General features: G+C 41.3%; 21 protein-coding genes. 20 read left to right on the top strand and 1 reads right to left on the bottom strand.

Annotated elements, in window-relative coordinates:
- Window positions 1-57 precede the first annotated feature (57 nt).
- The 11 genes from O3617_RS02615 to dcuC all read left to right on the top strand — a co-directional run bounded on the left by O3617_RS02615 (window position 58) and on the right by dcuC (window position 12,263).
- A complete protein-coding gene (locus tag O3617_RS02615; RefSeq protein ID WP_005380027.1) occupies window positions 58-669 on the top strand; it encodes a hypothetical protein in 612 nt (203 codons plus the stop codon).
- A complete protein-coding gene (locus O3617_RS02610; RefSeq protein ID WP_371448546.1) occupies window positions 647-1,372 on the top strand; it encodes a YaaA family protein in 726 nt (241 codons plus the stop codon). Before O3617_RS02615 ends, O3617_RS02610 begins: the two co-directional genes overlap by 23 nt.
- Window positions 1,359-2,495 (top strand): [FeFe] hydrogenase H-cluster radical SAM maturase HydE, encoded by a 1,137-nt coding sequence (hydE, locus tag O3617_RS02605; protein WP_371448544.1) that lies wholly within the window; start codon window positions 1,359-1,361, stop codon window positions 2,493-2,495. Before O3617_RS02610 ends, hydE begins: the two co-directional genes overlap by 14 nt.
- Window positions 2,496-2,616: 121 nt before the next feature.
- Window positions 2,617-3,282 carry a hypothetical protein gene (locus tag O3617_RS02600; RefSeq protein WP_371448543.1) on the top strand — a complete coding sequence of 222 codons (666 nt, stop codon included), beginning with the start codon at window positions 2,617-2,619 and terminating at the stop codon, window positions 3,280-3,282.
- Between the two features lie 123 nt (window positions 3,283-3,405).
- Complete coding sequence (gene fusA / locus O3617_RS02595; RefSeq protein ID WP_371448542.1) at window positions 3,406-5,472, top strand: elongation factor G; 2,067 nt, start codon at window positions 3,406-3,408, stop codon at window positions 5,470-5,472.
- A gap of 279 nt (window positions 5,473-5,751) precedes the next feature.
- Window positions 5,752-6,228, top strand: a complete 477-nt coding sequence (locus O3617_RS02590) for a YhcH/YjgK/YiaL family protein (RefSeq protein ID WP_371448540.1) — start codon at window positions 5,752-5,754, stop codon at window positions 6,226-6,228.
- Window positions 6,229-6,232: 4 nt separating this feature from the next.
- Window positions 6,233-7,135 carry a DMT family transporter gene (locus O3617_RS02585; RefSeq protein ID WP_371448538.1) on the top strand — a complete coding sequence of 301 codons (903 nt, stop codon included), beginning with the start codon at window positions 6,233-6,235 and terminating at the stop codon, window positions 7,133-7,135.
- 45 nt (window positions 7,136-7,180) lie between these two features.
- Window positions 7,181-8,122: a DMT family transporter gene (locus O3617_RS02580; RefSeq protein WP_371448536.1), complete on the top strand. Its 942-nt coding sequence runs from the start codon at window positions 7,181-7,183 to the stop codon at window positions 8,120-8,122.
- Between the two features lie 212 nt (window positions 8,123-8,334).
- On the top strand, window positions 8,335-9,630 hold the full coding sequence (locus tag O3617_RS02575; RefSeq protein WP_371448535.1) for an amidohydrolase: 1,296 nt from the start codon (window positions 8,335-8,337) through the stop codon (window positions 9,628-9,630).
- Between the two features lie 26 nt (window positions 9,631-9,656).
- Complete coding sequence (locus O3617_RS02570) at window positions 9,657-10,901, top strand: M20 family metallo-hydrolase (RefSeq protein WP_371448533.1); 1,245 nt, start codon at window positions 9,657-9,659, stop codon at window positions 10,899-10,901.
- A 108-nt stretch (window positions 10,902-11,009) separates the two neighbouring features.
- Window positions 11,010-12,263, top strand: a complete 1,254-nt coding sequence (dcuC, locus tag O3617_RS02565) for a C4-dicarboxylate transporter DcuC (RefSeq protein WP_371448531.1) — start codon at window positions 11,010-11,012, stop codon at window positions 12,261-12,263.
- Between the two features lie 66 nt (window positions 12,264-12,329).
- On the opposite strand, the gene O3617_RS02560 is transcribed toward dcuC, so the two are convergent.
- Complete coding sequence (locus O3617_RS02560; RefSeq protein ID WP_371448530.1) at window positions 12,330-13,508, bottom strand: MFS transporter; 1,179 nt, start codon at window positions 13,506-13,508, stop codon at window positions 12,330-12,332.
- A 503-nt stretch (window positions 13,509-14,011) separates the two neighbouring features.
- Here O3617_RS02560 and O3617_RS02555 point away from each other — a divergent pair.
- From O3617_RS02555 to O3617_RS02515, 9 genes are all read left to right on the top strand, one after another.
- Window positions 14,012-15,481: an anthranilate synthase component I family protein gene (locus tag O3617_RS02555; RefSeq protein WP_371441878.1), complete on the top strand. Its 1,470-nt coding sequence runs from the start codon at window positions 14,012-14,014 to the stop codon at window positions 15,479-15,481.
- Window positions 15,481-16,047, top strand: coding sequence for an aminodeoxychorismate/anthranilate synthase component II (locus O3617_RS02550; RefSeq protein WP_371448528.1), 567 nt, complete (start codon window positions 15,481-15,483; stop codon window positions 16,045-16,047). Before O3617_RS02555 ends, O3617_RS02550 begins: the two co-directional genes overlap by 1 nt.
- 450 nt (window positions 16,048-16,497) lie before the next feature.
- Window positions 16,498-17,508, top strand: coding sequence for an anthranilate phosphoribosyltransferase (gene trpD / locus O3617_RS02545; protein ID WP_371441876.1), 1,011 nt, complete (start codon window positions 16,498-16,500; stop codon window positions 17,506-17,508).
- A gap of 3 nt (window positions 17,509-17,511) precedes the next feature.
- Window positions 17,512-18,963 (top strand): bifunctional indole-3-glycerol-phosphate synthase TrpC/phosphoribosylanthranilate isomerase TrpF, encoded by a 1,452-nt coding sequence (trpCF, locus tag O3617_RS02540; protein ID WP_371441875.1) that lies wholly within the window; start codon window positions 17,512-17,514, stop codon window positions 18,961-18,963.
- A gap of 5 nt (window positions 18,964-18,968) precedes the next feature.
- On the top strand, window positions 18,969-20,162 hold the full coding sequence (gene trpB, locus O3617_RS02535) for a tryptophan synthase subunit beta (protein ID WP_371441874.1): 1,194 nt from the start codon (window positions 18,969-18,971) through the stop codon (window positions 20,160-20,162).
- Complete coding sequence (gene trpA, locus O3617_RS02530) at window positions 20,155-20,946, top strand: tryptophan synthase subunit alpha (protein ID WP_371448526.1); 792 nt, start codon at window positions 20,155-20,157, stop codon at window positions 20,944-20,946. The genes trpB and trpA overlap by 8 nt, the downstream gene beginning before the upstream one ends.
- 35 nt (window positions 20,947-20,981) lie before the next feature.
- Entirely contained in the window at window positions 20,982-21,962 is a 981-nt protein-coding gene (locus tag O3617_RS02525; RefSeq protein ID WP_371441872.1) for a DUF805 domain-containing protein, read from the top strand.
- A gap of 12 nt (window positions 21,963-21,974) precedes the next feature.
- A complete protein-coding gene (locus O3617_RS02520; protein ID WP_118353462.1) occupies window positions 21,975-22,550 on the top strand; it encodes a DUF805 domain-containing protein in 576 nt (191 codons plus the stop codon).
- 181 nt (window positions 22,551-22,731) lie between these two features.
- On the top strand, window positions 22,732-23,025 hold a 294-nt coding region (locus O3617_RS02515), incomplete at its 3' end, for a DUF805 domain-containing protein (RefSeq protein WP_371448524.1).

Here is a 23,025-nt window from a genome sequence, read left to right as displayed (position 1 = left end):
AAAGAATAGAATTTAATTTGCTACTATAGCAGTTTATATATGTTTTGGGAGGATTTCATGGCAACAGAAAAAGATATGAATGAATTAAATGCACCTTTACAATCAGATTATAAAGAGGTCGTTCACGACATTGCAGAAGAATTATTAGCGCGTCTTAACATCGAAGAGGATGGCGCTATTATCGATATGTTCCAAACAGGATCTTTAGATCCTTGGCAATTATTTGTGTTCTTCTCCGCATTAGAACATGCACTTATGGAGTTTAGAACGGATAAACGCAAGAAAACCGTTATCGTTCATGCCCAACCAGAGGCCCTCGTTGGTACAGGCCCTGTTGTAACACCTGTATCCACAATGCTTGAGCATATTTTAATGTCTCGCGTCAATGATATGAGTGAAGGCCGTTTGGAAACCGGTTTGCTTACGGTGTCTGGTGAAAGCATCGATTACGAAGGGGTTAATCTTAAGGGGCGCCATGTAGTTATTATCTGCGATATTCACGATAATGAATCTCCTTATTTGGCGGAATGCATTAAATTGTGTAAAGAAATGAAAGCTAGTCACGTTGTGGCCGTGCCTCTCATGTTGTGGAACCCTGATCTTATCGACAATTTGACAGAGGAAAGTATCAAGGCGGAATTATCCCATGAAAATCGTCCTCTCTCCTAGTAAGACAAAAACAATTTCTGATGCAACAGTTGCGGTCCGTGACGGTCAATTTCAGCCCCTTATTATGCAAAAGATTGTAAAACATGTACAATCTCTCGATGTAGCAGCACTTGGCAAGGCCCTAAAACTAAAGGAAGATAAGGCGCAAGCTCTCTTTGATTTTTATCAAGAGTTTGAGGCCCATCCTGTAGGTTTGGCTTGTGAAAGCTACGATGGTATTGCCTTTAAATATTTAGATTGGGCAGGACTATCTGATGAGGCTAAGGCTTTTGGTGAAACTCATCTCGCTATTATGTCTGCATTATACGGCATTGTAGAGCCTACGATGGGCGTTAGAGACTATCGATTAGATATGGTCGATAAGGTAGGAATTAATTTATATGAAACCTGGCGTGAAGCGGTGGATGCATACTTTCACAAGGAGGATTGGATCCTAAATTTAGCGTCTAAAGAATATGCAAAAATGGTGAACCATCCAAAGGTGGTAACCGTTGAATTTTGGGAATTACGAGGCGACACATATAAACAGATGAGTACGTCCTCCAAAATGAGTCGTGGTAAGATGGCGCATGCATGTTTGACGACCCAAGTGAAGCATGTACGAGATTTACCACGCGAAATTAATGGATTTGTCTGCGTTACAGATATTGAATACATTACGATACCAAGCGAATCGATGACGATTCGTTATGAAAGGAAGTGATGATTTGCAAGTGCAAGATATTCTCGCAAAAGACCTCGTCGGCGATGAATGGCTAACAGAGGATGAGCTAAGATTTCTCATGTCTGTAACTGATGAAGAACAGTTGCAGTTAATCTATAAAAAGGCGTACGAAGTGAAGGCAAAATATGTACAGCCTGTAGCGTATTATCGTGGCCTCATTGAGTTCTCAAATCGATGCATTAAAAACTGTAATTACTGTGGTATCCGTCGAGAAAATGATAAGGCGGAACGCTTTGATATGAACCGCGAAGATATCATCAAGATGGCGCAGTGGGCCTATGACCATGAATATGGTTCTATTACGCTCCAATCTGGAGAGCGTTGTGATGATGTATTTGTTGATTATGTAGTGGATTTAATTCGCGACATCAAAGCCATTGGCGATGGCTCTCTAGGCATTACGATGTGCGTAGGGGAGCAAAGTGAAGAGGCGTACCGCCGCATGCGTGAGGCCGGTGCTAGTCGATACCTATTGCGCATTGAAACGACGAATAAAGAGCTATATCACAAAATTCATCCTCGCGATGAACTACATTCCTTTGAAACACGCGTTGAATGTCTACGCCGTTTGCGTCGCGTAGGATTCCAAGTGGGTACAGGCGTCATGATTGGTTTGCCTGGGCAAACCGAGGAAGACCTTGTGAACGATATCTTGTTCTACCGTGATATGGATATCGACATGATTGGCATGGGTCCCTATGTGGTGCATCATGATACGCCACTAGGCCAAGCGGCATTAGCAATGGGCATTGATGATGAGGCTGGTAAATTGCGCCGCATTCAACTAGGGCTTAAGATGATTGCCTTAACGCGTCTATTCTTGAAAGACGTAAATATTGCAGCTACTACAGCGTTACAAGCATTAGATCCATTAGGTCGTGAAAAGGGTCTCGCTGCAGGGGCTAATATTTTAATGCCTATCATTACAATCCCAGAACATCGTGCCAAATATTTGCTATATGATAATAAACCATGCGTGGATGATAATGCAGATAAATGTAAAGACTGCTTGACCCGTCGCGTTATGTCCATCGGTGATACTGTTGGGTGGAAGCAAAATGGGGATTCAAAGCATTACGGTAAAAGGACAGGGTCGTTTTAAACATACTGACATGGATTATCGTTTAAATTGTTTATAATTGTTATATTTATGTAGAAAGATAAATAAAATCCATATATAATAAGAACATAGTTTATTTTGTTTTATTATATGAGGTGATTTTATGGAAACAAAATGGTATTCTGACTTTTGGAATCTATTGACCCAACCATTTAAGGGCGGTATCGATCAAGTCGTACAGTATGGTACATTGAAAAAGGGCTTCTTAGGTACAGCACTCTTATGGGCTATTCCTTACATCTTGATAGGCTTATTTGGGGCTTTGTTGATTCCATTGCTTCCTAGAAGCGAATTTTCTGCTATGGGCATGCTCCTTGGTGCTGGTGTAGGTTTCTTCTTTATTTTGGCCTATATTGCTAGTATCATTTGGTCCTTTGTCATGGTGGCTGTTGGATCCTATGTATTTAACTGGGTGGCAGTAAAAATGGGTGGTACTGACGATGTACAATCTGTTATGAAAGTTCAATGGTATCTACAAGGTTATGAAGTATTATTATGTACCTGTGTGTATACAATTGTTTTCATTTTAATGGCTATCTTCGGTGTCCTATTTGGTAGCTCCACATTAGCTAAGCTTATTTCCAACTTAGGCTCTCTAGTAATTTTTGTTTTATCCATATGGGTAGGCCTTGAATTAATGGCAAGACAAACTACGTTGACTAAGTTGCAAGTATTCATGGCCGGTATCGTAACATTTGTTATCTTTGCCGTTATTACTCTTATTCTCTTAGCTCTTTTTGGTGGCTGTGCATCCTTGGTAGGCCGATAATTTCATTATTATAAAAAATCCTCTTTTTTCGATAAATATTTTTTCGGAAAAAGAGGATTTTTATATTATTACGTCGAAATCATATATCAAGAACTCAAAGTTTCACATAAGGAGGCGATTCCGATGAAAGAATATAGTAGTGATCAGATTCGTAATGTAGCTGTGGTGTCCCATGATGGGGCAGGGAAAACTGCGTTAGTAGAATCCTTGTTATTAACCTCTGGTGCTGTTGATTTTGTTGGCCGTGGTCAAGATAACAAACATATTATGGACTTTGAGCCAGAAGAGATTAAACGGAATGTAACGATTCAATTGGGTATGGCCCCTTGTGAATGGCATGACCATAAGGTTAACTTTATTGATACACCGGGCTACAATGAATTCCATGGCGAAGTTCGTGCCGCATTGCGTGCTTGTGATGGCATGCTCATGGTATTATCTGCAACGACGGGCGTTGAAACAGATACGGTGCGCGCATGGGATTATGCTGTTGAATTACAAATGCCGCGTATGGCATTTATCAATAAAATGGACGTTGATGGTGCCGATTTCTTCGGTACTATTGAACGTATGCGTGAACTATTTGGCAAGGCAATTATGCCACTCCAAATTCCGATTGGCGAAGGTGCCAATTTTGAAGGCGTTATAGACGTAGCCAAAATGACTGCGTTTACTTACAAAGACGGCCAACCAACAGAGATTGCTGTACCGGCTCATCTTATCGAAAAGGCCCAAGAAATACGGGAAATGACCGTAGAGGCCGCGGCTGAAGGTAGCGATGAATTGTTGGAAAAATATTTAGAAGGCGAAGAGCTTTCACTAGAAGAAATTCGCCAAGGCCTACGCGAAGGGATGATTACAGGCCGAGTGTGTCCAATCATGTGTGGCAGTGCCACATCCCGTATTGGCTTAGATCAAGTATTAGACAGAATGATTCGGTATATGCCAGATGCAGCAAAAAAAGTGATGACTGCTGAATCAGCAGACACTGGTGAACCAGTTGTAGTGCATGTGGATAAACCCCTAACCGCATTCGTGTTTAAAACATTGCTTGACCCATTCGCAGGCAAACAAAGCTTTGTACGCATCTTCTCTGGTGAACTCAAAGAAGGTGATAAGCTGTTCAACGTTAATCAAGGAACTGAGGAAAAATGGAATAAGATGGTTACCCTCATCGGGAAGCAACAAATTCCAGTAACTGCCGCAAAAGCTGGCGATATCGTAGTGATACCGAAATTGGCCAATGCAAAAACAGGCGATACCTTAACAGCTCCTGATTTTAAGGTGAAGTACGATGCGATTCGTTTCCCTCAACCTTTATATACTGTAGCTATGGAAGCTGTGAAAAAAGGTGAAGAGGAAAAATTAGCTAGTGCTGTGTTAAAAGTAGCTGAAGAAGATCCAACTTGTGTAGTTGTGAAAAATCCGGAAGCTCGCCAATTGCAAATTGACTGCATGGGCGAAGTGCACTTAGAACATATCCTTAACAAGATGGACCGTAAATACGGCGTACAAGCAAAACTTGTGAAACCATATATTCCATACCGTGAAACAATTAAAGGATCTGCAGAAACAGAATCGAAATATAAAAAACAAAGTGGCGGTCATGGTCAGTATGGACATGTTAAAATTCAAGTTGATCCATTATATGATGGTCAAGAATTTGCCTTTGTAGACAAGATTTTTGGTGGTGCTGTACCAAGACAATATATACCAGCAGTGGAAAAGGGTGCCAGAGAAACCCTAGAAAAAGGCTTAATTGCGGGATATCCTATGATTGGCGTGCAAGTGACACTCTTGGATGGATCTTACCACAGTGTAGACTCCTCAGAGTTAGCATTTAAAGTAGCTACGTCACAGGCTATCAAGGATGTAATTCCAAAGGCGAAACCAGTCCTATTAGAACCAATCTATGAAGTTAACGTGTTTGCACCAGATGCTTTCATGGGTGACATCATGGGCGATTTAAATAGTCGTCGTGGTCGTGTATTAGGCATGGAACAAAGTGAAAGAACTGGCATATCCGTTGTTAAAGCACAAGTACCGTTGGCAGAAATGTCAGATTATGTTACTGTTTTGCGCTCTATGACACAAGGACAAGGCGTATTTAATCGTCAGTTCTATAGTTATGAAGAGGTTCCTCATAAGCAAGCCGATGAAATTATCGCTGCTTTCAAGGAAAATGAGTAATATAACATTGTCCACGTAGTTAATTCGAATGAGAGTTAACATGTAAGTAGCAACTAAATATACAATTTCATATGTATAACAGTCTTGACGTAAGTCATAAAACTGAATAGTATTTTACGGACCCTCCATATATGTAACGTATGGAGGGTTTGTGTTTATATAATCATGTGTGGAAGCTAAGCTTTTTATGTGCTACGATAGAGGTATAAAGATCGTATTACTATTGTATTTGAGTATAGTATGTCTATGCAGTATGGTTCCTATAGAAAGGATATAGTTATGTTTTTCTCCAGTATACATGCAGATTACACAAAAATGGGCTATCCCGCAGCCATCGTTCGAGCTCTTGATTTCTTAAAGAATACCGATTTGCAAGCATTGCCTGGTGGTCGTCATGCTATCGAAGGGGATATGATGTACGCCAATGTAGATGATGTGGAAACAAAATTATTTGAAACTACGAAACCTGAATCTCACAAGAATTATGTGGATATTCAATTCATGGTGAAAGGCCAAGAGAACATGGGCTTTTTTGTAGATCGTGGTCGTGTAAAACCTATTGAATCCTATCCTGAACGAGATTGCTATTTCTATCCTAATGAATCTGTCGATGAAGGGCACATCCACTGCCCAGAAGGATATTATACGGTATTCTTTCCATCGGATATTCATCGTCCTCTATTAGCGGTTGATGATAAGCCTATTAAAATTCGTAAGGTTGTTGTAAAGGTGCACGTGTCTTTATTGGGTGCGTAACATCATGAAACGATATGAAGTTATCGGCATTATATTAACATTATTGGGCGCCACCTTATGGGGCGTATCGGGCACATCCGTCCAATTCGTAGGCAATTTCCGCAATATGAACCTAGAATGGCTCTTGACGATGCGACTTATTACGGCTGGCTTTCTAGCCGTTCTATATGGGTGGATTCGTCAAGGCAATATGATTTTTAATGTATTTCGTAATTGGCGAGATACGCTTAGCCTCATCGTATTTGGCGTATTTGGTATGGCGCTGTGCCAATATACATATTTCCGCTCCATCGTCATCGCCGGTGCGGGCATTGTAACGGTACTACAGTATTTGGCGCCGTCCATGATCATCATTTACTTATTAGTGCGCTATGGCAAACGGCCTTCTACAGGAGAAATCATCTCAGTCATCCTCGCCTTAGCAGGCACCATATGCTTGATGGGTAATAATGGCTTTTCTTTTGAAAGCTTCCGCAGCGACGTATTATTCTGGGGGTTATTATCCGCTATAGGTGTTGCTGTATATAGTGTTTCCCCAGTGCGATTATTAGCAACTTATGGGACGATTCCCATCGTAGGTTTTGGTATGCTTCTCAGTGGTCTTGTGGCAGCGGTCCTTTTCCATCAGCCGCATTCGTACGCCACATGGGATATATGGACTGTAGTGGGTTGTTTTAATGTGGTCTTTCTCGGTACTATCGTGTCATTTAATGCATACCTTGAAGGGGTCAAACGTATTGGTGCCGTCCCAGGATCAATTTTGTCATCCATCGAACCGATTTCGGCGGCCTTCTTTGGATGGGCCTTATTAGGCAATCAATTTAACTGGATTGGTATTTTAGGAATGGCCATGATTATTGCAACTGTTATTATTATTGCCTTAGAAAAACGAGGCCAATCATCTTAAAGTCACACTTTTTGTAATAGTTATCAATCCTTATGCGGAGGACGTATGAACGAAAAACAGTGGATAGGCATGGGCCTCGCTATTATGGGTGCCCTATTTTGGGGGCTTTCAGGAACATCGGTACAATTTCTTGAAAATGCAAAGCATTTAAATGTAGAGTGGCTATTAGAGGTGCGATTGCTAGTAGCAGGTTTATTAACAATTCTACTCGCCTATATACAGGATGGAAAACGCATTTTTGATATATTTAAAAATCCAAAAGACTTCGGTAAATTGCTCGTTTTCGGCATACTCGGTATTGCATTAGCCCAATACACTTACTTTAGAGCTATCGCTATTTCAGGCGTAGGTGTTGCTACAGTTCTTCAATATGTGGCTCCTACGATGTTGATTATTTATCTGTTTATACGATATTTTAAAAAGCCGTCCTTACCAGAATTATGCTGTGTGGCCCTCGCTATGATTGGTACGGTGTGTATTATCATGCAAAAGGGGTTAGACATATCGGCGTTCAATGGGGATGCCTTATTTTGGGGGCTTATTTCAGCCGCTAGTATTTGTGTTTACACATTGGAGCCTGTTGAGCTCTTAAAAAAATATAGCACATCATCTATCGTTGGCTTTGGTATGTTTATATCTGGTGTTTTGGCGTGTATCGTATTCCGTCAAGTGGCATCAGAAGCCATTTGGGACGGCATGACTTGGGTTGGATTATTTACGATTATCATACTCGGTACAGTTGTATCCTTTAATGCCTATATCGAAGGTGTGCGTCGCATTGGTGCCGTGCAAGGGTCGATTCTTTCATCCCTAGAACCAATCTCGGCAGCATTATTTGGATGGGCCCTTTTAGGCAATGAATTCACCTTAGTTGGCATCTTTGGGATGATTTGTATCATCGCTACCGTATTCATCATTGCTTGGGATAGACAACGACAAATTAAGAGAGAAGTGTTGGAAAAATTGAATAAGGAAGAAATAATGTAGGGGTAAATAATTTTGACTCTAGAATATTCTGTTATTTCAATATAAAGCCTGTATTGCATTGATTGTTATTTATTGTCATAGTAATATAGGTTTTTGTTATTTTATACAGCTTGAAAATCGTTTTATACTGTATACATAGCCTATTTAGTTGACTATCGTAGTATCTATTAATATATTAATGATAAAGGTAGTCGTTTGTTAAGGAGGTATTTATGTCTATAAAGGATTTTGTACAACAACGTCGTGATAATTTTATTGCTATGCGCCGTGATTTTCATATGTATCCAGAGCCAGGTTGGCTTGAGTATCGCTCTGCAGCAAAGGTGGCGGATAAACTTATTTCTTTGGGGTATGATGTGGCATTGGGTGCGGACGTGCTCGATTTAGAGTCTCGTATGGGGTTACCTAGTGATGAAGTTATGAAAGCTGCTATGGAGCGTGCTATCAAAGAAGGTGCTGATCCAGCACTTGTTGAAAAAATGGGGTATGGTAAAACAGCTATTGTAGCTACTATGAAATTTAGTGAAGATGGTCCTGTAGTGGCATTTCGTGCAGATATGGATTCCAATGATGTAATCGAATCTGAAGATGATAGTCATGTTCCAACAAAGGGTGGATTCCGTTCTCACCATGATAAAGCAATGCATGCTTGTGGCCATGATACACATATGACAATGGGACTTGGCCTTGCAGAATATGTAGCAACTCACAAGGATGATTTTAAGGGAACTATTAAGCTTATATTCCAACCTGCAGAAGAAGGTGTGCGTGGTGCTAAAGCGATGGCTGAGGCTGGCGTTGTAGACGATGTAGATTTGATGTTTGGTATGCATATCGGATTTAATGAACAGTTGTCTAACTGTTTTGCTTGTAGTGATCATGGCTTCTTGGCGACTACAAAACTTGATGCCGTATTCCATGGTTACTCTGCGCATGCAGGTGGCTCTCCAGAAAAAGCTCAAAATGCTATGCTTGCAGGCTGTACAGCAGTTCTAAATTTACAAGCTATTGCTCGTCACAGCCAAGGTGCTTCCCGTATGAATGTTGGCGTTTTTGAAAGTGGTACAGGTCGTAATGTTACACCTGATGTAGCTGTTCTTAAATTAGAAACTCGCGGTGCTACTACAGAGATTAATGACTACATGATTGAACGTACTAAAACGATTATTAAAGGGGCTGCAGAAATGCACGATTGTACCTTTGAAATTACAAAGCAAGGTGAAACCCCTGCAGGTCGTATTAGTGATGACCTAGCTCGTGAAGTACAATCTATCATTGAACCATTGGGTATCTTTAAAGAAGTTCCATTTGATTATAGCGGTGGTGGTAGTGAAGACTGCGCATATTTCTTGAATCGCGTTATTGAACGTGGCGGTCGAGCAACATATATGGTATTGGGCTCTGCTATTAAGGCACCTCATCATAATCCACTGTTTGATATCGATGAAGAAGATATGTTAAATGGTATTGTCGCATTATCTGCTATTGCAGAGCATTACTTGAAGTAAATTTGGTTTTCCTTTGAGGGGGATGTATGATTCAAAAAGAACGATTAATGAATGATTTTGAGGCTATGTCTAAACTAACCGATGATGGCGAAGGTATTAATCGTTTAGCTTTCACCGATGCAGATTGGAAGGGACGCCAATATATTATAGACAGGATGATTGATACGGGGTTAACTGTGGAAATGGATGATTTCGGCAATGTCATAGGTTATAAGGTTGGTAAGAATCCAGAGTTGCCTATCGTAATGGTTGGTTCTCATACGGACAGCGTGCCGAATGGGGGCAACTATGATGGTGTTGTGGGCGTATTGTCGGCTATCGAAGCCGTGCGTAGCATGACAGATGATAATTTTGACCATGACCACACCATCGCAGTATTAGACTTTATGTGTGAAGAATCTAGCCGTTTTGGTGCTGCTACATTAGGTAGTAAGGCTATGCGCGGTGAATTGACATTACAAGATTTACAACGCTTAGTAGATAAACAAGGTGTGTCCTTGCATGATGCGTTGAAAGGTCGTAATTTAAATCCCGATGCTATTGAACATATGGCATATAAACGATCTGTAAAGTCTTTCACAGAAATACATATCGAACAAGGTAAGGTGCTAGAGCACAAAGCGAAACCTATCGGAATTGTAACGGGGATTGCCGCACCAGAGCGGTTTTATGTAACCATTCGTGGTAATGCGGACCATAGTGGTGCAACCCCAATGAACTTGCGTCATGATGCGTTATGTGGGGCTTCAAAAATCATCCTTGGTATTGAGGAAATCGCATTCATGCAAGAGGAGCCTCCAGTGGTGGGCACAGTCGGTGTTGTTGAGGTAACACCGGGCGCGATGAATGTTATCCCTGGGGCGGTTAAACTGGGTGTAGATATTCGCAGTATTTCTAAGGTAGCTCGTGATTCTGTAGTCACTCTTATTAAGGAATTTATTGATGTTACTGCAGAAAAACGAGGGCTATCCTATACGATTGAGCCTATTGCACACGATCATCCTGTAGTGATGCATCCAGGTATGATTCGAGAAATTGAAGGGGCTGTTAAGTCTGTAGGCGTAGATTATATGACCATGCCAAGCGGTGCTGGCCATGATGCTATGCATTGGGCCGATGATGTTCCAACAGGAATGATTTTTATCCCATGTCGTGAAGGTATCAGCCATAATCCGGCTGAATTTGCGGACATGGATGACATCGTTACGGGCGCTAAGGTGTTGGACACAGTGCTTAGAAAACTTAGTTTAGAAACAACAAAACTTGTGTAAGTAGAGGTATCTATTGATATCAGTTTGTGTAAAAGTGTAATTCAGATTTAAGATTGAACAGTGTATTTGGGGTGATTTTGAGCTGACATTACACAGATTGGAGAGATTATGGTTATTGCTGGTATTGTTATTGTAGTGGCGACGTTTATTGCTATTATTAAACAGTTTGAGACACGGCTCGTTTTATTGTTATCAGGCTTATTAATGTGCTTTATCGGAGGGCAGCTTGGTGCTGGTACAACAGCCTTTGTAAAAGAACTTACAAATCCAGGGCTTGTACCAACCATTTGTACAGTACTTGGTTTTAGTTATGTTATGGAATATACAAAATGTACAGAGCACATGGTATATTTCATCTCTGCAGGCCTTAAAAAGATGACTAAAATCATCATTCCTGGTGCTGTTATTATTACGTTCTTAATCAATATTGCGTTGCCTACAGCGGCTGGTTGTGCAGCTGCAGTAGGTGCGCTATTAATTCCAGCACTGATTCGTTCTGGTGTTCATCCTGCAATGGCAGGCTCTGCTATTTTCTTAGGAACTTGGGGTAGTGCATTGAGCCCAGGCCTTATGTTTAACCCTCAAGTAGCGCAACTTGCAGGTGAAGATGTTATGACCGTTATCGCAAGCTTTTCTATGCAAGCTGTAATCGGTATTGTTGTAGCCGCAATCTTGCTTAATATCGTAGCTATCGTTAAGAAAGAGCATACTGGATATGTATTGAAAGAGGTTAATGGCGAAGAAGGTAAAGAATTTAAGATAAATTATTTATATGCTATTATTCCAATTATTCCACTTGTATTACTCGTACTCGGTAGTAAACAAGTAGCAGTAATCCCAGAAATTTCTGTTCCGGTATCCATGTTAATTGGTACGGCTATCGGCATTATTGCGGTACGCCCTAATGTAACCGATGCAGTTAAGAAATTCTTCCGTGGTACTGGCGATGGTATGTGCGATGTAGTTGGTCTTATGGCTGCTGCTGCGTGTTTTACAGCTGGTATGCAACATATCGGCCTTACAAGTGCACTCATTGATGGCATGAAGAACTCTCAACAAATTGCTCAAATCGGTGCTGCCTTTGGTCCGTTCTTATTGGCAGTTATCTCTGGTTCTGGTAATGCTGCAGCACTTGCATTTAATGGTGCAGTTACACCTCATGCGGCAGACTTTGGCTATGGCATTATGCAACTCGGTTCTATGGCCCAATTGGGTGCTGGCATCGGTCGTAGTATGAGTCCAGTAGCAGGTGCAGGTATCATTATTGCTGGTCTTGCGGGTATTAACCCTATGGAAATGGCAAAACGTAATGCTGTACCATGTATCATTGCTACAGTTGTTATTATGCTATTGTTGTTATAATTGGAAAGTATAGAACCCCATTAGACCTAATTGGTTGTAATGGGGTTCTTGTTTGTTGTACATATTTTATTTTAGTTTTAACGCAATCCATAGAGCACTAAGGATGAATAAACCACCACTTACCCAGAATAGTGTAGTAAAACCTAGCCATGCCATAAGGCTTGCACCACCAACAGATCCTAGGAAATAGCCAAAGAATAAACACGACTGATTATAGGAGAATACTTGGCCTGTAAATTCTCGAGGCGTTTTTGAGGATAGGTAAGTGTTTAATGCTGGAAGCATACCGCCTAAACCAAAGCCCTGTAGGAATCTGATGAGTGCTAATTGGTAAACATCTGTAACATAAGCTTGAGGAATATTTAAAATCCCTACGTATACAAGTGATATTACTAACACTTTACGAGGTCCAATTTTATCAACTAGCTTACCTAGTGGAGAACTACTCATAAGTTGAGCAATCCCCATCGCGGAGAATACGGCGCCCGCAATAAATGCGAGATTTTCTGTATCACTAGGGACGATTCCTTTAATATATACAGAAATAACAGGTTGTAAGGACATGATGCATATTGCATAGATAAAGGATGCCACACATAAGGCGACGATACTATTGAATTCTGGTATTTGCTCTTTCAATTTACGGATAGAAAGTTTTTCGGGATTAGGTTTTGGTACATAATTTTCATGGATAAATATAGTTGCTAGTACCCCGGCCAACCCCATGATAATACCGACGATGATAAAATCATTGCGAATACCTACAGTGTCCGCAATATAGCCACCTAATAAAGGTCCAATGAGTGAACCTGCAAGGTTGGCAGAAGCTAATAGACCTAAGGCCCATCCTGTTCGCTCAATAGGGGCTTCTGAAGCGATTAAGGTGATTGATGCAGAGTAGAAACCGCTTACAAGTCCTTGAATCAAGCGAATTAGAACGACTCCTTCTGGGGTTGTTTGAAAGGCAATCAAAACATTACATAAGGCCATACCAAAGCTAGATCGTATTAATGTAATTTTACGACCTTTTTTGTCCGCCACACGGCCCCAAAATGGAGCGGCTAAGCAAACGATTATATAGGTTGCGCCAGTGGCTAACCCAGACCATAAGGACATAGCTTCTGGTGTTTGTACGCCTAAATTATGAAAATATAAAGGCAGAATTGGAGCCAGTTGGCTTACGCCAAAGGCTATACAGAATACACAGACTAAACTGATATATACTGTGCGTTTCCACGTTTCCATAAAATCTCCTAAATCGATAAATGAATACTAGTATGTAATTTATAGTATAACGTGATATAACTTATTATGCATTATAAATAGTAGAAAATATGATGATAATTAAAAAGTTTTCTTGACTTTCATTCTATAGAAACATTATAATCAGATTATAATTTTATACTCGCCTGAAAGAAACCGATGAGGTGGAGATAAAAATAGGAAATGCACTCACAGAGAGCGGGATTAGCTGAGAACCCGTAGTACGCAGCTTATTAAATGGACCACCGAGGGCGCATGGAACAGAATGAACTTTCATTCCTAGTATGGTGCGACGTCACACGAGCGTTAGTCGTGAGGGATATGTTAGTATCCTGCGAAAGGGGAATGCACTGCATTCAAACAAGGTGGTACCGCGATTTATAGTACATACAATCGAATTGTAATAATAGAACTATAAACTCGTCCTTGACGTTATATTGTCATGGGCGAGTTTTTTTATTGGTAAATGCCAAATGGAGGTTCTTATGATTTTCCCTAGTCTTGACCGTGTGAAAGCTATCGCACCGGGCTACGATATCGTGCCTGTGTATATGGAAATTTTATCCGATGTACGCACACCGATTAGCGTGTTGAAAGCGTTAAAACAAGTGAGTAGTCATACATACTTGCTTGAAAGTGCGGATAATAGTAATCATTGGGGCCGTTACTCCTTCTTAGGCTATGATCCTAAGATTGAGCTATTTTGCAAAAACCACAAAATGACCATCAAAGACGGTACAACACGTACCTTTGAGTGCTCTGATCCTGCATCAGAGATTCGCAATATTTTGAACCAATATAAAAGTCCTCGCTTAGAAGAGTTACCAACCTTTACAGGTGGCTTTGTAGGGTACTTCGCTTGCGAATACATTCGCTATATTGAGCCAACACTAGATTTTCCAACGCAAGATGACGATTCCGCGATGGTAAACGATGTGGACCTTATGCTATTCGATAAGGTTATCGCATTCGACCATTACAAAAATAAAATTTACTTAATCGCTAACATCAGCACAAATGATTTGGAACGTAATTACAACAAGGCTGAGCTTGAGTTAAAAGCATTAGCTGATCTCGTAGTAAACGGCAAAGAGGCAGATGTGCCTAAAGGCGTTCTTAAAACAGAGTTTACCTCTGAGTTTACAAAGGACGAATTCGAAGCAGTTGTTAAAAAGACACAGCACTACATCAAAGAAGGGGATATTTTCCAATGTGTTGTATCTAACCGCCGAGAAGCTGAGTTCGATGGCAGCTTGTTAAATGCGTACCGCGTATTGCGTACGTTGAACCCATCTCCATACATGTTCTACCTATCTGGTGGCAATGTTGAGCTTACCGGTGCTTCTCCAGAAACATTGGTGAAATTGACAGATGGCAAAATGTATACCTTCCCAATAGCAGGTACTATGCGTCGTGGTAAAACGGAAGCAGAGGACCTTGCGATTGAGGAAAAACTTATCAATGATGAAAAAGAGTTGGCTGAACATAACATGCTCGTTGACCTTGGTCGTAATGATTTAGGTAAAATTGCTAAATTCGGTTCCGTAAAAGTTGAAGCCTTACATATGTTGCAACGGTTCTCCCATGTAATTCACATTACATCTACAGTAAGCGGTGACATTCAAGACGGCAAAGATGCACTGGATGCCATCGGTGCTACATTGCCAGCAGGTACTTTATCTGGCGCTCCTAAAATTCGTGCTATCGAGATTTTACACGAACTTGAAAAAAGCCCACGCGGCGTATACGGCGGTGCTGTAGGTTACATCGATTTCTCCGGTAACATGGACATATGTATCGGTATCCGCATGGCTATGAATAAAGGTGGTAAGGTGTATGTTCGCGCTGGTGCTGGTATCGTTCGTGATAGCGTACCTGCTAGTGAATATAATGAAACCTTGATCAAAGGCCAATCCATGATTTCCGCAATTACAGATGCACAGGAGGTAGAATAATGGTACTCCTTATAGATAATTACGATAGCTTCTCCTTCAATTTATACCAATTAGTAGGCTCTATCAATCCAGATATTAAAGTCATCCGCAGTGATGAATTAACAGTTGAAGAGATCCGCGCTTTAAAACCAGATTATGTGATACTTTCACCAGGACCTGGCAGACCAGCTGATGCGGGCGTATACGAAGACCTATTGCGCGAATGCAAAGGTGAATTCCCAATCCTCGGCGTATGCCTTGGTCACCAAGCCATCGGCGAAGTGTTCGGCGGTACCGTTTCCTACGCAAAAAAAGTTATGCACGGCAAACAAAGCGTAGCTAAACAAGTACACCCATCCAAAATCCTTAAAGGCATACCAGAAGAGTTCGAAGTTGCACGATATCACTCCTTGGCAATTATCGACGAAACCATGCCAAGCGAACTCATTGTTACATCCGTTACAGACGATGGCGAAGTAATGAGCGTAGAACACAAAGACTATCCTATTTATGGCGTACAATTCCATCCGGAATCAATCATGACACCAAATGGGGAACAAATGATTCGCAATTTCTTAAGTCGTTAATGTAGCGGACGATAGGGGCACCCAAGCCGACACGCTACTGCGCTTCGCGGAGCCCGAAGTCGTTTGGGCGCCCCTATCGTCCTATCATCGTAGACCTTTAGAAATATACGAATCATTTGTTTCCCTAAACGTAAAAGGAAGAAAACGGCATCGCCGTTTTCCTTCCCAGCGACGCAGAAACATTTTTAAATATTTAATTGTTGTCCATTTCTAGATTTTATATTGAGTACTTGTGATTATGGGGTTATTAATAGAATTTAACTAATTTGTTTTTGAGAACTGATAGGGTTCTAACTCCGACTTTGGCCCTGCGAAGGCCGCAGGCCGTAGTCAGACCTGGCCGGTGGAGGAGGTAGGTCCCTATCAGTTCTCAAGAATTAATAAGATAACTAACCCCATAATCACAAGATAAATGTAAAATAGAAATGAACAACAAGTAAGGAGTTATAAATGATCCAAGAAGCATTATATAAAGTAACCCATGGTCAAGATTTATCTTATGATCTTGCTAAAGATACAATGAATAAAATTATGAGCGGAGACGTAGCCGAAGTTCCTATGGCTGGTTTCTTATGCGCTCTAGCAGCGAAAGGTCCTACTGTAGATGAGGTTACGGCATTCGCTGAGGTAATGCGTGAAAAGGCTGGTTCTGTGCCTCATGAACAAACAGTGGTTGAAATCGTAGGTACTGGCGGCGATGAAGCTAATACGTTCAACATTTCTACTACATCTGGTTTTATTATTTCCGCAGCAGGTATTCCTGTAGCGAAACATGGTAACCGCAGTGTATCCAGTAAATGTGGCGCTGCTGACTTGATCGAAGCATTGGGCGCTAAATTAGAGCTTAATGGTGAACAAAACGAAGCAGTTCTTAACAAAGCTAATATGTGCTTCATGTTTGCTCCTGTATACCACCAAGCTATGAAATATGCAGGTCCAGTACGTAAGGCATTGGGCGTTCGCACCGTGTTCAACATCCTAGGCCCTTTGGCAAATCCAGCAGGTGCTACAGTAGAGTTGATGGGCGTTTACGACAAATCTTTGGTAGAACCATTGGCTCGCGTATTGGCTAACCTTGGTGTTAAACGCGGTGCTGTTGTTCACGGCTTCGACGGTCTTGATGAAATTACAGCTACTAACAAAACGTACGTATGCGAAATTAATAATGGTACGTTCACAAGCTACGAATTTGATCCTAAAGAATATGGCTTCGAATATGCTGATAAAACAGAGCTTGAAGGTGGCGACGCTACAGTCAATGCTGAGATTACACGCCGCGTTCTCGGCGGTGAGCAAGGTGGTAAACGCACAGCCGTTCTTCTTAATGCTGGCATGGCGATTTACCTTGCAAAAGATGGTATTACATTGGCAGAGGGCATTGAAGAGGCGAAGAACATGATCGACTCTGGTAAGGCTCACGCTACACTGGAACAGTTTGTGAAAGTAACACAAGAGGTATAACCATTGATTTTAGACACGATTGTAGAGGCTACCAAAGATCGAGTAGCCAAAGAAAAAAAGGTGGAAACGCATGAGGCTGTGAAAGCGGCGGCCTTAGCGTTACCATCCGATACAGGATTTCTTTTTGAAGCGGCCCTTCGTCAGCAAGATTTTAACTTTATTTGCGAAGTAAAGAAGGCATCTCCGTCAAAGGGGATTATCGCTGAGCATTTCCCGTATTTAGACATCGCCAAGGAATATGAAGTAGCAGGGGCAGCAGCTATTTCGGTTTTGACTGAGCCAGACTTCTTTAAAGGCGACAAAAAATATTTACAAGAAATTGCTAGCACCGTAAAAATCCCTGTCCTTCGTAAGGACTTCATCATCGATGAATACCAAATCTACCAAGCGAAGGTGTGGGGCGCTAGTGCAATCCTATTAATCTGTGCATGCCTCGATGTGCCTACATTGACTAAATTCCGTGAGCTAGCTGATTCACTTGGCTTGTCCTCCTTGGTAGAGGCTCATGATGAACATGAGGTACAAATGGCCATCGATTGTGGGGCTCGCATTATTGGCGTTAACAACCGCAATTTGAAAGACTTTACCGTAGACGTACAAAACAGTGTGCGCTTGCGCAACCTTGTTCAGGACGATGTGATTTTCGTATCTGAAAGCGGTCTTGAAACTCCTGAGGATATCCAAGTATTGCGCGATAACAATATCGGCGTAGCCTTGATGGGGGAAACTTTTATGCGTTCTTCTAACAAGGTTGAGAAATTAGCATATCTTTATGGTCCGACTTACTATACGCCAAAGGTAAAAATGTGTGGTATCTCCCAGATTGAAACAATTCCTGCTGTAGTGGAAGCAAAACCAGACTATATGGGATTGGTATTTGCACCAAGTAAGCGACAAGTTACTGTCGCCCAAGCTAAAACATTAGTTGAAGAACTACACAAGGAATATGCCAAAAAATATAGCTCAAATACAGAACAAGATAAGGATGATACAATAAAAACTGTCGGTGTTTTTGTAAATGAAACAGTAGACAACCTCGTTACCATTGCTAATGAAGCCAATCTAGATGCTGTGCAATTGCATGGCGATGAAGATGAAGCTTTCATCCAATCCTTAAAAGAACGTACTAATGTAGATGTTTGGAAGGCGGTCCAAATCCGAAGTGCGGCAGATGCAGAGGCGTGGATCGATAGTAGTGCAGATATGCTTCTCTTTGATGCATATCATAAAGACGAGAGGGGCGGTACCGGCGAAGTATTCGACTGGTCTTGCTTAGATGCGTTTGAACGTCCATTCATGCTAGCTGGAGGTATCGACTGTACTAATGTGGCTCGTGCTATTCGTACGGTTCGTCCATATGGTATCGATATTAGTAGTGGCATTGAAACAAATGGTGTGAAGGACGATGAGAAGATTACAGCTTTTACCAAGATTGTGAAGAGTATAGGAAGGTAAGTTATATGAATGAAGAAAGACATGGTTATTTTGGCGCCTTTGGTGGTCAATTTATGCCAGAAACATTGATGAATGCAGTCATCGAATTGGAAGAGGCGTACAACAAGTACAAAGATGATCCAGAGTTCGTGCGCGAACTTGAGGATTTACATAAAAAATATACAGGTCGTCCATCCCTTTTGTATTATGCAGATCGCATGACAAAGGACCTCGGCGGTGCCAAAATTTATTTGAAACGTGAAGATTTGAACCATACTGGTTCTCACAAATTGAACAATGTAATTGGCCAAATGTTATTGGCAAAACGGATGGGTAAAACACGCGTTATTGCTGAAACTGGGGCTGGTCAACATGGTGTAGCAACAGCTACGGTAGCTGCGTTGATGGGCATGGAATGTGAAGTGTTCATGGGTGCTGAGGACTGTGAACGCCAAGCGCTTAACGTATACCGCATGGAGTTGTTGGGCGCAAAGGTACACCCTGTAACAACAGGTACTAGTACATTGAAAGATGCTGTATCAGAAGCTATGCGCGAATGGACAAATCGTATGTCCGATACACACTATGTGTTGGGCTCTGTTATGGGCGCGCATCCATTCCCTATGATTGTCCGCGATTTCCAATCCATCATCAGCCGTGAAGCACGTGAACAAATTCTCGAAGCGGAAGGTAAATTGCCAACAGCTGTTATGGCCTGTGTTGGTGGCGGCTCCAATGCGATGGGCATGTTCTATAACTTCATCCCTGATGAAGATGTACGTCTCATCGGTTGTGAAGCAGCTGGCCATGGCGTAGATACAGATATGAACGCTGCTACGATGGCAAATGGCACAGTAGGTATCTTCCATGGCATGAAATCCTATTTCTGCCAAGACGAAGATGGTCAAATTGCACCAGTATATTCCATTTCTGCAGGCCTTGATTATCCTGGCATCGGACCTGAACATGCGTACTTGCGCGACAGTGGCCGTGCTGAATACGTACCTGTTACAGATGATGAAGCCGTTGATGCGTTTGAATACCTATCTCGCTTAGAAGGGATTATTCCTGCTATTGAAAGTGCGCATGCGGTGGCATATGCACGTAAAATTGCTCCTACAATGAGTAAGGACGATATCATTATTATTTGTTTATCTGGTCGTGGCGACAAGGACGTTGCGGCTATGGCGAAATACAGAGGGGTGGATCTTCATGAGTAAAATTAAAGACGCTTTTACAAAGGGCAAGGCATTCATCCCATTTATTAGTGCTGGTGACCATGGCATTGAAAATACGGAACGGTATATTCGCATCATGGTGAAAGCTGGCGCTGATATGGTGGAAATCGGTATTCCGTTCTCGGACCCAACAGCGGAAGGTCCAGTTATCCAAGAGGCCAGCACACGTGCATTGTCTACAGGTGTAAAAATTCACGACATCTTTGATATGGTACGTCGTTTGCGCACTGGTGATGATGCGGTAACAATCCCACTCGTATTTATGACCTACTTGAACCCAATCTATGTGTTCGGTCGTGAAAAATTCTTTACCCTCTGCGAAGAGGTTGGCATTTCTGGCGTTATCGTGCCAGATATGCCGTTTGAAGAAAAAGGGGAACTTGCTAGTATCGCTAACAAACACGGTGTTGAAGTGGTGTCCCTAATTGCTCCAACATCTGAAAATCGTATCGAAATGATCGCAAAAGATGCTGAAGGTTTTGTGTACTGCGTATCCTCTCTTGGCGTTACCGGTATGCGTAGCGAAATCAAGACAGATATCAAATCTATCGTTGAAACTATTCGTAAATATACAGATATTCCTGTAGCCGTTGGCTTCGGTATTTCCAAGCCTGAACAAGCGGAAGCTATGGCGCGTGTATCCGATGGTGCTATCGTAGGTTCTGCTATTGTAAAAATCGTGGCAGAACATGGCGAAAATGCAGACCAAGCGTTGTTCGATTATGTACAATCTATGAAACAAGCTGTTCTAAAGGCTGGTGCATAATACAGTTGCTCTGTCGTTTGAGAAAAGGATGTTTAATGATACGACAATTAGTAATTGATACAATAAAAGATAATATTATAGATCGGTATTGTGATTTTTCTGGCACCATTTCTCGGGGCGCATTTTGGCGATTTATGCTCGTTGAGCATTTGATTGTTGGTATTTGCTTAGCCGTGCTAGGTCTACTGTCCCTTCATAGTGCCCTATTTATATATACGATAGGCATAGTTTTTGCGCTGTGGTTCATTTCGATTATGGCCCTTACATTGCCTAATTTGGGCGCTATGGCACGCCGTCTGCACGATACAAATAATAGCGAATGGCTTTTGCTGTTGGGTTTTATTCCGTATATAGGCATTTTGATTGTTATCGTATTATTGTTGCGAGGTACAAAGAAACATCCTGTTGGTAAAAGCTCAGTAGAGACCTTTGAAGAAATCGATTTGTTTAGCGATGAAATGGGCTCTAATATACAAAATCTAGATAGTTCTAGTAATGTGGTGCGTACATCGTATAGTAGAACAAGTATTATTGCTACCATTATCCTGACTGCTGTTAGTTGGGGCATAGGGATATATAGTTTTTCCTCGGCTGTAGATAAGGAAATCGATGCGTATTTAGAGATGCAACCTGGTGCGTTTATGATTATGGCACAAAAGACATTAGGTAGTAGTACTGCTGTTGAATCCGCTAAACAGGTTGTAATAAATTATTATGCATATCTTAATAAGGAACAATATCAAGAGGCATATCGTTTATTGGCTCATCGAGAACGTGAAAAATATGGCACTTATGATCAATGGGTTAAATCTGTTAAACCGACTCATAATCGTCAAATGTCTTCGCTCCTCCTACAGGGGGTGTTGAGAGATGATGACGATGTAGATCGTATTTCCTTTGATATGACTTTCACAGATAAAGCCTATCCTAATCGAATGTTTATAAAGATGATATATGAGCATGGTACGTGGCGTATTGAGTCGATTGTGCCATATGATCAAAAATATGCAGAGTGATAAGGAGGGCCTATGAATCAAAATATGATATATGATGTAAGTTATATGGATGCCCTTAAACGTGGATTTAAGCAATATGTTACCTTTTCTGGTCGCACTAGCCGTAGTGAGTTTTGGCGATTTATGGTGTGCCGTGAAATCATTGTAGATGGGCTAGCTGTATTCGGCATCATCGTAGATATGGTGCTCGGCAATACATCGGCTGCCAGTGATTATGCAATGGTATTACTCATCATACTACTGCTCATATATTTTCTGCCTAGTCTTGCTATAACCTGTCGTCGATTGCATGATGTTGGAAAAAGTGGCTTAACCTTTTTGTTAATATTTATTCCTATTGTTGGTGTATTTGTGCTCTTATCCAATCTTGTGAAAAAAGGTGATGCATCTATTAATGCGTATGGAGAGAGAACAGGGTATACCTGTGTTACACCTGTTATGGAACGACAGTTAGGCCTAGAGCATACGCCTACAGTGAGAGAAGATATGTTAATGGGCGCAATAACTATTATGTTATATATTTGGGTTTTCACCCAGCAGTTTGTTGAAAGCGCATGGGTATCCTTTAATTCTAGAGGCATGCTCTAAAAGGACCTCGTTTTACCATTTGGTAAGACGAGGTCCTTTTTATATGAAAAATTTATGAAATTTTAAATATAGCTTTATTGACTATATTGAAAAATATTGTAAAATGAATAATAGATGAAACTAAATAATTCGAATTAGATACTAAGTATTATGTAAATCATATTGTAGAAAGAGGTTCGGCATGCGTGCTTGTCCAAAGTGTGGACAAAGAATACCTAGTTCAGAGCGATATTGTCCGTATTGTGGGCATATGAAAAATATTCCATTGCCACTTGATGCCTATGAATTGGGTTTTATAGAAAACTTTAAACACTGTGTAGTTCATAAATATGCGGATTTTGAGGGTCGTGCTAGTCGCAGTGAATACTGGCATTTTATGCTTGTGTACCAATTAATTATAGCCATTATATTGTTTATATGTGCTGCTATTAGTTGTGTAACACCCGTATCGGGTACGACAGGCGTTGGTCTAGGT

It is taken from the genome of Veillonella sp. 27098_8_77 (assembly GCF_041431535.1).
Classification (GTDB): domain Bacteria; phylum Bacillota; class Negativicutes; order Veillonellales; family Veillonellaceae; genus Veillonella.
The sequence above is the reverse complement of the archived record's forward strand: the minus strand, read 5'-3'. Positions and strand labels throughout refer to the sequence as shown.